Origin of the sequence: Parabacteroides sp. B2-S-102 (genome assembly GCF_023656665.1) — a bacterium.
Lineage (GTDB): Bacteria > Bacteroidota > Bacteroidia > Bacteroidales > Tannerellaceae > Parabacteroides > Parabacteroides distasonis.
Genome location: NZ_JAMOKM010000015.1, coordinates 106,020 through 116,341, shown reverse-complemented (window position 1 = coordinate 116,341; position 10,322 = coordinate 106,020). Strand labels below are relative to the sequence as shown.

Genomic DNA, 10,322 nt, shown 5'->3' with positions numbered 1-10,322 from the left:
GGCTATAGCACGAGGGATCCACCTCTTCCCATTCCGAACAGAGAAGTTAAGCCTCGTCACGCCGATGGTACTGCGTAACAGTGGAAGAGTAGGTAGCCGCCGTCTTGAGAAAGGCGACAGCCGGAAGAGAGAGGAGTCAGTCGAAAGATTGGCTCCTTTTTTTGGTATATATCCTCTCTGCCTTTTTCTATTTTTAGGTGTACTTTGTTGTTCGGATGGATAAGAAATTGTAATTTTGTGCTTTTGTAATAGCTAAGAACCTCATATGGATACTGAAAAGAAAGAGAATAAAGAAGTAAATAAACTTTCGCTACTTATCGTAGCAGTTATAGTATTGGTACTGATTATTGCTGGTGCCGGTTATTATATTTATCATCAAAAGCAGCAAATGACTGATTTGGTGGAAACCTTTGATCTTGAGAAAGAATCTTTGGAGGATGAATATAATGAATTGTCTCTTCAATATGAAGGTTATAAGTTTAGCGTAGGCAATGATTCCCTTGTTGCCCTATTATCTACGGAGCAAGCAAAGGTACAACGTTTATTGGAAGAATTGCGTACGGTGAAGGCTACGAATGCGAAGGAAATAGCTCGCTTGAAAAAGGAATTGGATACCTTACGTAAAATCATGCGTAACTATGTTGTCCAAATCGATTCCTTGAATCGTGAGAATGAGCAATTGAAGGTTGAAAAGAAAGAGGCTGTTCAGAAATATCAGAGGGCTACTTCACAAGCTGCTACCTTGAAAAAGGAAAAAGAGAAATTGACGGAAAGAGTAACGTTAGCTAGTCGTTTGGATGCGACGGATATTAACGTGACTCCTGTGAACTCTCGAGGTAAACTCGCTAAGCGTATTAAGAAGATGCAGCAATTCGTCGTGACTTTCAAGATAGCGAAGAACATTACCGCTCCTGTCGGCGAAAAGATGGTATATGTACGGATCATGAAACCGGATGACGATATATTGGTGAAAAGCCGTGCGGATGTATTCGCTTTTGAAGGAAAGGAAATCAATTATTCTATGAAGAAAATGATAGAATATGAAGGTGAGGAGGTGGCAGTGACCATGTATTGGAATATCGAGGAATTCTTATCTCCGGGTACTTACCGTGTGGATATTTTCTCTGACGGTAATTTGATCGGACAGAAGAGATTTACCTTGGATGATTAACTATGAAATTATCTCCCGACTTTGAGAAGTTCCTAAGTTTTATTCCGGAGATTCTGTCTCGAGATGAATCTTTCCTAAAGGATTTGGAAAGTTGTACTCGAGGTGTGACAATCCGGAAAGGGGATTATTTGATTCGTACGGGCGAGTTGTGCCAAGATGCCTATTTTATTAATAAAGGGCTTTTTATCAATCAATATATTAATGAGAATGGGAATGAATGCGTAACCGGTTTCTCCTCGGATAGTATGTACCCTTTTGTTTCTACAATAGGTTATTTTACACAAGTCCCTTCCGAGTTTGAGGTGAAAGCTATCGAGGATGGTGAATTGCTCTGTTTTTCCCGGACGGATATCGAACGTTTGTCGTTGGGATATCCAGCTTTCGCTACCTGTTATCAGAATGTGATGCTGATGATTATTTCCAAGCTCTATTCAATGTTCGCTGTCCGTCAAACCTGTAAGGCGGAAGAATTCCTGAAATATCTTTATACGAACCACCAATGGATCGTAAGCCGGGTCCCTGATAAATATATAGCTCAATATATGGGGGTTAGTGATTCTTGGTATTGTAAGTTGAAGAAACGTATCCTTTATTGAATTAGTTCAATTTTATATTCGCTTTAAACCTATACTTTTGTGCGGGTTTTTATATTTTTGTCACATAGGGAATATGATGGCATTATATAGGTAGGTTAAAACGATATAAAGATGAAACGAACTATCTTACTATTAACATTTGTAGTCACGGTGAGCTGTATGCACGCTCAGCGAATGTTGACATTGGAAGAGTGCCGGAATCTGGCGATCCAGAACAATAAGGAGCTACAAATCTCTGGCGAAAAGATCAAGATGGCGGATAACGAGAAGAAAGCCGCTTTTACCAAGTATTTTCCTCAATTATCGGCAAACGGTGCCTATATGTGGAACCAGAAGGATATAAACTTACTGGACATGGGCGCTTTGTCCTCATCCTTGAGCTCTTCTTTAGGTGGCTTGGCCCAATTACCGATGATCCAACATTTGATGAGTGGGGTGAACGATATGCAACATTTGGATGTGCAGAATATCTGGGTGGGTAATGTATCGTTGGTACAGCCTGTATTCATGGGTGGGAAGATCGTTAATTATAACCAAATCACTAAGTTTGCCAAGCAATTAGCGGAGTCAATGAATAATTTACAGTTGCAGGACTTGATTTATAAGACTGACGAAACCTATTGGCAGGTCATATCTTTGGTGAATAAGAAGAAATTGGCGGACGCTTATGTGGATTTGCTCCGTAAGATGGATAGTGATGTGACCGCTATGATCTATGAGGGAGTCGCTACCGAGGCCGATGGTCTTTCTGTCAAGGTGAAACTGAATGAGGCGGAGATGGCTCAGACTAAGGTTGAGAATGGTCTGGCTTTAACCCGAATGCTTTTAGCGCAAATTTGTGGTCTGTCTTTAGAGGAGGATTTATCGCTTGCAGACGAGAAGCTGGATAATTTTCCGGTAGAGACAACACAAGCCTCGGCCGATCTGAATGAGGCTTTCATGAATCGTAATGAACTGAGAAGTTTGGATCTGGCAACGAAAATCTATAAGCGAAAAGAACGTATTGCTTTGGCAGAGATGTTGCCTAATCTCGCTTTAGCGGCGAATTACTTCGTCACGAATCCGAATGTTTTTAATGGTTTTAAAAATGATTTCGCCGGTATGTTTAATGTCGGAGTTATGGTAAAGGTACCCTTGTCCGGTTGGTGGGAAGGCACTTATAGGCGTAACTCGGCGAAAGCGGAAACGCGCATAAAAACACTGGAATGGCAGGATGCTCGTGAAAAGATCGAGTTGCAGGTAAATCAATCCGTTTATAAAGTGAATGAAGCGGGCAAAAAGTTGATCGCTTCTTCCCGTAATATGGAAAATGCGGAAGAGAATTTGCGGCGTGCGAATTTCGGTTTTGAGGAAGGGGTTATCCCAGCTTTGAACTTAATGGAGGCGCAGACAGCATGGGTTTCTGCTCGCTCTAGTTTGATTGATGCTCAAATCGAGGTGAAATTAACAGAAGTTTATCTAAGCAAGGCTTTGGGTAAACTGTCCGCAAATGAATAAGAGTAATAACAAATAAAAATATACACAGAGATGAACGAGAACAAGAAGTTTTCTATCAGTAACATGATGTTAGCTTTTATCACGGTATTGGTCGTGATCGGATTGGTAGCCTTGGCGGGTTTCTTCCTGCTTACACCGCCTGACAATATTATAATGGGGCAGGCCGAGGCCACCCAAGTTCGTATCTCCGGTAAGGTTCCCGGACGTATCGCTTCTTATCGTTTTGGCGAAGGCGATCAGGTAAAAGCCGGAGATACTTTGGTCTTTTTAGATACGCCCGAGGTTATGGCGAAGCTGAAACAAGCGGAGGCGGCTCGTGCGGCAGCGGAGGCGCAGAACGCTAAAGCGATTAAAGGAGTCCGTGAACAGGAAATTACGGCCGCTTATGAGATGTGGCAAAAGGCGCAAGCCGGATTAACTATCGCTAAGAAATCTTTCGATCGTATTCAGAATTTATACGAGAAAGGGGTGATGTCCGCTCAAAAAAGAGACGAGGTGGAGGCTAATTATAACGCTATGGTAGCGACAGAGAAGGCTGCCCGTTCTCAATATGAGATGGCAAAAGAAGGTGCCCGTGAGGAAGATAAGGCTGCCGCTGCCGCTATGGTCCAACGTGCGGAAGGTGCTATCGCCGAAGTGGAGTCGTATGTGGGCGAGAGCGCTTTGGTGGCTCCGATTGACGGGGAGGTTTCAGAACGGTTCCCGGAAGTCGGCGAGTTGGTTGGTACAGGCGCTCCGATCATGAATATCTCTGATTTAAATGATGTATGGGTAACTTTCAGTATTCGTGAGGATCTGTTGAAAGATATCAAGATTGGCTCGGAAGTAAATGCTTTTATCCCGGCGTTGGGGGACCTACCGGTGAAGTTGAAAGTCTATTATATGAAGGATATGGGCTCGTATGCCGCATGGAAAGCGACAAAGACGAATGGACAATATGACTCGAAGACTTTCGAGGTGCGTGCCCGTCCGTTGGAGAAAGTCGCTGATCTTCGTCCGGGAATGTCCGTGATCTTAAAGAAAAAAGGGAAAGAGATCGTATGACCTATAAAGAAAGTTTGCATAGAATCTGGCTTATCGCGAAGCGTGAGGTGCATCGGCTGGTGGCTCAACCGATTTACTTCTTTTGTATGCTGATCGCTCCGGCTATCTGTGTCATTTTCTTTGTATCGTTGATGCATGAGGGATTGCCGACCGATCTGCCGATAGCAGTGGTGGATATGGATAACTCTGCTACCTCACGCAATTTGATTCGCCAGTTGGATGCCTTTGAGCAGACAGAGGTGTATATGAAAACCATGTCGTTTACCGAGGCTCGTCAGGAAATGCAGAAAGGGAATGTATATGGAATTTTTTACATTCCATCCGGTTTCGCCGTGGACGCCACATCTGGAAAGCAGCCCCGGTTGTCTTTCTATACGAATGGTACCTATTTGATCGCCGCTTCCTTGCTGTTTCGGGATATGAAAACAATGTCGGTATTGGCGGGGGCCGCTGTGGGTTTACAGACCGGACAAGCTAAAGGATATACCGAAGCGCAGATCATGGGACAGCTACAACCGATCGTGATCGATACGCACCCGATCGGCAATCCGTGGTTGAATTATTCGGTATATTTGAATAATACGGTTTTGCCGGGTATCATTCAGTTGATGGTATTTCTGGTGACAGTATTCAGTATCGGTACGGAAATTAAATATTCCACATCCCGTAAATGGTTGGATATGGGAGGGAATTCCATCGCAGTTAGTTTGTTGGGAAAGTTATTGCCGCAGACAGCTATTTTTACGGTCGTAGGCTTTATGTATTGTGCGGTGTTGTATGGAATTAATTCTTTCCCGTTAAATAGCGGTTGGTTTCCGATGCTTTTGGCGATGTTTTTGCTGATTATATCCTCTCAGGCGGTAGGCGTATTTATGATCGGCGTATTACCGACTCCCCGTTTAGGTCTTAGCTTCGCCAGCCTGTTCGGAATGATCTCGTTCTCCATTGTCGGATTCTCGTTTCCGGTACAAGGTATGGACCCTACGTTGCAAGCGTTGGCTCGTTTGTTCCCTTTGCGGCATTATTTCTTGATTTATGTCGATCAAGCCTTGAACGGGCGGGCGCTATTCTATACGTTGGGCGAGTACGCTTGGTTGTTGGGATTCTTGATCCTGCCCTTCCTTATCGGGCGGAACTTGAAGAGAGCGTTGTTGGATTTCAAATATCTACCGTAAAAACTGTATGTGATGAAAAGAGAACATCGTTTACGATATATCATAAAGGAAGGTCTTCTGGATACGTTTTATATTTGGAAAGATGAATTGAGAAACGTGTTTAAGGATGCGGGGGTCATGATCTTCTTTTTCTTGGTGCCTTTCGTATATCCGCTGCTTTATTCATTTATATATAATAACGAGGTAGTACACGAGGCGAAGATGGTGGTGGTAGACCAAAGTGATTCCTATTTGAGTCGTGAGTTTACCAGACGGGTTAACGCCACGCCGGATGTGGAAGTAGTGGGTGTTTGTCCGGATATGGCGGAAGCCAAGAAGATGTTAGATGAGAAGAAGGCCTATGGAATTTTGCTCTTTCCCCCGGATTATAGTAAGGACCTGCATGAAGGGCGACAGACAACCGTCTCGTTGTATTGCGATATGAGCGCCTTATTGTTTTATAAGGCTTTCCTTTTGGCGGCGACAGAGGTATCGTTGGATATGGGTAAGGAACTTCGGATGCATAATAATCCGTCGTCTACGGATAAGATGGACCAGATCACGGTAGACCCGATCCCGTATGAATCGGTAGCGTTGTTTAATTCCCAGAATGGTTTTGCCAGTTTTTTGGTACCGGCTATCTTGATCTTGGTATTGCAACAGACCTTGATATTGGGCATCGGAATGTTGGGAGGAACGGCACGGGAAAAGAATCGTTTCCATAGTCTGGTACCTATTTGCAGGCATTTTAACGGGACTTTGCGTATCGTGTTCGGCAAGTCGCTGACTTATCTTTTGCTGTATGTGGTGGTTTGCATCTGGGTATTGGCTATTGTCCCTAAGTTATTCTCCTTACCTCAGGTTGGTGAGCCACTGACTATTTTGTTGTTTTTACTGCCTTACCTGTTTGCCTGTATTTTTATGTCTATGACGTTATCGGGATTTATGACGAGTCGCGAATCGCCTATGTTGGTGTTCGTTTTCACGTCTGTCATCTTGTTATTTATCTCGGGTGTCTCTTGGCCGGAGGCGGCTATTCCTCCGTTTTGGAAAGTGGTGGGTTATTTGTTTCCTTCTACTCCGGGTATCCAGGGATTTATCCGTATCAATACGGCTGGCGCTTCCTTGCATGAGGTGGCGCATGAATATCGGGTATTATGGATTCAGGCAGGTGTATATTTCATCTTGTCTTGTATCATTTACCGTTATCAGATCATACGTAGCCGCAAGATGATTATAAAGCAATATCGGTATATGAAGATGCGACGGATGTTGCGAGAAAGAGAATAATCCCTCGTTTAGGTCTACCCTAATCGCTCATTTAGGGTGTCCCTAAACGGGGGATTAGGGTGAGGGTAAATGTGTGATTAGATTTTAACTTTCGGTTTATACATATCCTCAGCGGTCAGGCCACATTCTTTCATCATGCGGATACTGTAAGACAGATCGCTGACGTTTGGTGTCACGTTGTTACTTCCAAACGTGAATTTAACGCCGGCGGCTTTCGCCTTCATAATGATCGCTTTATTTGGAATATTGTATAGTTCGTTGATCTCTAAAGCTTTTCCGCTTTTTGCCAATGCCTCGACGAAACGGTTCATGCGGGCCTCCGTCCAGAATTCGTCAAAACGCTTATCCATCGGAGATGGCAAGAAACAAGGATTTACATAGATATCTACCGGCTCTTCCAATACGGAGCAGATACGATCTACGATCATGTCCATATATTGCTCCTCATTCTCGATCCAAGTCTCTTCCGGAATCCATAGGCGGGTACGGCGACCTTTATTGTCCTTGAACGTCAAAGCGTCCGTAAACACATAGTCGAATTCTTTAAGAGTCTCGGGAGAGAATGTGGTTATCCATTCGCGTCCTTCCGCTTGCATGCCAAGGATGAAAGGCTGTGAGCGCATCTCATTTAGGTAATCCATGACTTGTTGGTCGTTCGTGATTGGGAAACCGATGCCGCAGTTCGGTGCGATCGTATAATTGATACCGGTCTTGCGGGATTGCTTAGCGGCAACTTCCTTGGTTAAGCCACCTTTTAAGTGCACGTGATAATCTAATACCGGGAAATCCGATTGATGTAATTTAATGATCTCGTCATTTTGCTCATCGTTAGCTTCCGCCAATTGTGCGTTGATATCGATCGTGGATTCATCAATTACGTTCACGGTGATGTTCTTGATCTGGATCTCACCGCTACCATCACTCTCTATGGCAAATGTCCCTTCCGATAATAAGGCATAGGCGTTAGCGTCCGTACGATATGGGGCGGTCGGTTGGATATACTCCACAACCGGTTCGCCGTTTATATTTACATCAATCTCTTGTCCGGCTACCCGGATATCCATCTTGAACCATTGATCTTCTTTTACGAAGCTTTTGGTCAAATTCCTCACGGAAACAAGACTTCCTGTCATTTTCCACCAAACCTTATCAGCCCGGTCATTATTGATAGCGATACGATATCCTTTCTTCAAGGTCGGGTCCGTATGGAACCAGACGGCGCCTTTGCCTCCCGGGGTAGTACGTAAATCAAGGGTCAGATCGAAGTTTTTGTATTTGCCGTTTTTCAGTACGGCCAGTGCATCCGTACCTTTCAAGGTCATTATGTCGTCTTGAACGGAGACATCGCCTGTCATTTTCCATTTGTTACTATCTTTGCCATCGAATAAGGTACCACTGCCGGAAACACTACAGGCTGTGGTCAGGACAAAGAGAAGGCCCATCGCTAGAATTGATAATTTTTTCATGATATAAATGATTTAAGTAATAATATATCCTCCAAAGATAACGAAAATTAAAATACAATGTCCTTTTTGAAGATTTTAACTTCCATAAAGATATAAACCTAAGAATATAGTCTTACTTTTGTAAAAATTCTCAATCAAACTTAATTAATAGTACTATGCAGAACAGACGTAATTTTTTGAAGCAAGCCTCTTTGATGCTTGCGGGTGGGTTGGTAGCCCCGCAGTTATTATCTTCTTGTGGCGGTAAATCAGGACAAGCTGCCGCTACAGCATCGGAGTCTTCTAAATATATAGGGCTTCAATTGTATTCTTTAAGAGACCTTGTAAAAGAAGAAGGTATCCAGAAAGTATTGGAAACCGCCGCTAAGATGGGTTATAAGAATCTGGAGACAGCAAGCTATGATAACGGTAAGATTTACGGTTTAGCTCCCGCTGAATTTAAGAAAATGGTGAATGACCTAGGTATGAAGTGTACGAGCGCTCACCTTGGACAGGCATTTACGAAAGAAAAAGAAGCCGAGGTTATGAGTTGGTGGGATCAAGCGATTGATGCTCATAATGAGTTAGGCGTTAAATATATGGTTCAACCGTGGATGCCGGTTAACGATAAGACTACATTGGATGACTTGAAGATGTACTGCGATTATTTCAACACGGTTGGTTATAAGACCGCTGCCGCTAGCATTGCGTTCGGTTATCATAACCACGACTTCGAGTTCCGTAAGATCGACGATCAATTGATCTATGATTTCTTGTTGGATAACGTAAGCCCGAACCACGTATTCTTCGAGATGGATGTATACTGGGTAATGATGGGTGGCGGTGATCCTGTCGCTTACTTGAAGAACCGTCCGAGCCAGTTCAAGGCTATCCATATCAAGGATGAGAAAGAGATCGGCGCAAGTGGCAAGATGAATTTCAAGCCTATCTTCGATCAAATGTACGCTAATAACGTAAAGGATTGGTATGTTGAAGTTGAGCAATATACAAACAATGATCCGGTTGCCAGCGTTCAGCAGAGCTATGATTTCTTGAATAAGGCTGATTATGTGAAATAATCCGTTCGATGATAAAAAAGAAGAGGCTACTTCATTATCGGGTAGCCTCTTTTTTTATGTTCGCTTATTTGGAATACTCGTTCAATCGGGTGGATTTCGCAAGCTCGATGATTTGTTTCCAATCTTTAGCTAAGTTTTCCATATCCGGATATAGTAAATCCGCTCCGGCATCTAATAAAACTTGATCGGGGAGAGGTCCGGTGTTTACGGCTATCGTAAAGATATTGGCTGCTACGGCAGCTTCTACTCCCATGGGAGCGTTCTCTACCACAAAAGCTTCGTTAGGCTTCACATGCGCTTTTTGAAGTCCCATTAAATAAGGTTCGGGGTGTGGCTTGCCATATTTCACGTCGAAAGCCGTAACCATTTTCTCTCGGTTGAAATGTCCCGGATAGGTATGGTTTAGCTTATCGATCAAGCTATGTTGGCCGGAACCGGTGACAACCAATCGTTGCAGTCCAGATGCTTCCACTTCTTTTAGAACCTCTGCGGCGCCGGTCATGGGGGCACCGTCATTATAGGTATTGAATAGATCCGCTTTCTCTTTATAGATCGTTTGCTTCTCCTCGGCGGTAGCGTCTCGTTGGAAAGTGCGTTGGTATAGCTCGTTGATCGTGCTTTCCCCAGTACGTCCTTCGAACATATAAAAGTCTTCCGGCCGAGAAGTTAGCTGATGGAGGGTCGCTACCTCATGCCATGCCCGTGCATGAAAACGCATAGAGTCATATAATACACCATCCATATCGAAAAGAACAGCTTTGGGAGAAAGGGATTCCTGCCTGTGTTTACGCAGATATCGGATAATCGCTTCTTGAATCATGTTATTACCTTCTTAAAAACCAATACAAAGGTACGTAATAAATTGGAATTAACAGAAATGGGAGGAAAGCTTCTTGAAATTAAATAAATATGATATATAATGGAATTTCATTTTATGAAACAAAAATGGTTTAAATGGGTGCTTACTTTTGATCCACCTACATGTACACCCTAACCGGATTGATAAATTTTATAATTATCTGGATGAGTTGATAGATGTATTGAAA

At 43.4% G+C, this 10,322-nt stretch carries 9 protein-coding genes and 1 rRNA gene; 8 read left to right on the top strand and 2 right to left on the bottom strand.

The annotated features are described in order from the left end of the window. The 7 genes from rrf to NBH07_RS17035 all read left to right on the top strand — a co-directional run. Window positions 1–105 (top strand): 5S ribosomal RNA (gene rrf, locus NBH07_RS17065); the annotation flags it as partial. 160 nt (window positions 106–265) lie between these two features. Continuing rightward, window positions 266–1,171, top strand: coding sequence for a DUF8429 coiled-coil domain-containing protein (locus tag NBH07_RS17060; protein ID WP_005861467.1), 906 nt, complete (start codon window positions 266–268; stop codon window positions 1,169–1,171). A gap of 2 nt (window positions 1,172–1,173) precedes the next feature. Then, the gene (locus NBH07_RS17055) at window positions 1,174–1,767 is read left to right on the top strand and encodes a Crp/Fnr family transcriptional regulator (RefSeq protein WP_005861469.1); all 594 of its coding nucleotides are present in this window, start codon (window positions 1,174–1,176) and stop codon (window positions 1,765–1,767) included. Between the two features lie 111 nt (window positions 1,768–1,878). Further along, entirely contained in the window at window positions 1,879–3,264 is a 1,386-nt protein-coding gene (locus NBH07_RS17050) for a TolC family protein (protein WP_156682352.1), read from the top strand. Between the two features lie 30 nt (window positions 3,265–3,294). Then, window positions 3,295–4,308, top strand: coding sequence for an HlyD family secretion protein (locus NBH07_RS17045; protein ID WP_009018789.1), 1,014 nt, complete (start codon window positions 3,295–3,297; stop codon window positions 4,306–4,308). Next, window positions 4,305–5,483, top strand: a complete 1,179-nt coding sequence (locus NBH07_RS17040) for an ABC transporter permease (RefSeq protein ID WP_009018788.1) — start codon at window positions 4,305–4,307, stop codon at window positions 5,481–5,483. The genes NBH07_RS17045 and NBH07_RS17040 overlap by 4 nt, the downstream gene beginning before the upstream one ends. 12 nt (window positions 5,484–5,495) lie before the next feature. Further along, window positions 5,496–6,752, top strand: coding sequence for an ABC transporter permease (locus tag NBH07_RS17035; protein ID WP_005861477.1), 1,257 nt, complete (start codon window positions 5,496–5,498; stop codon window positions 6,750–6,752). Between the two features lie 77 nt (window positions 6,753–6,829). Here NBH07_RS17035 and NBH07_RS17030 read toward each other — a convergent pair whose 3' ends face one another. Next, window positions 6,830–8,218: a DUF1080 domain-containing protein gene (locus NBH07_RS17030; RefSeq protein WP_005861479.1), complete on the bottom strand. Its 1,389-nt coding sequence runs from the start codon at window positions 8,216–8,218 to the stop codon at window positions 6,830–6,832. Between the two features lie 155 nt (window positions 8,219–8,373). On the opposite strand from NBH07_RS17030, the gene NBH07_RS17025 reads away from it, so the two are divergent. After that, on the top strand, window positions 8,374–9,276 hold the full coding sequence (locus NBH07_RS17025) for a sugar phosphate isomerase/epimerase family protein (RefSeq protein WP_005861481.1): 903 nt from the start codon (window positions 8,374–8,376) through the stop codon (window positions 9,274–9,276). Window positions 9,277–9,340: 64 nt separating this feature from the next. On the opposite strand, the gene NBH07_RS17020 is transcribed toward NBH07_RS17025, so the two are convergent. Next, on the bottom strand, window positions 9,341–10,096 hold the full coding sequence (locus NBH07_RS17020) for an inorganic diphosphatase (RefSeq protein ID WP_005861483.1): 756 nt from the start codon (window positions 10,094–10,096) through the stop codon (window positions 9,341–9,343). Window positions 10,097–10,322 lie beyond the last annotated feature (226 nt).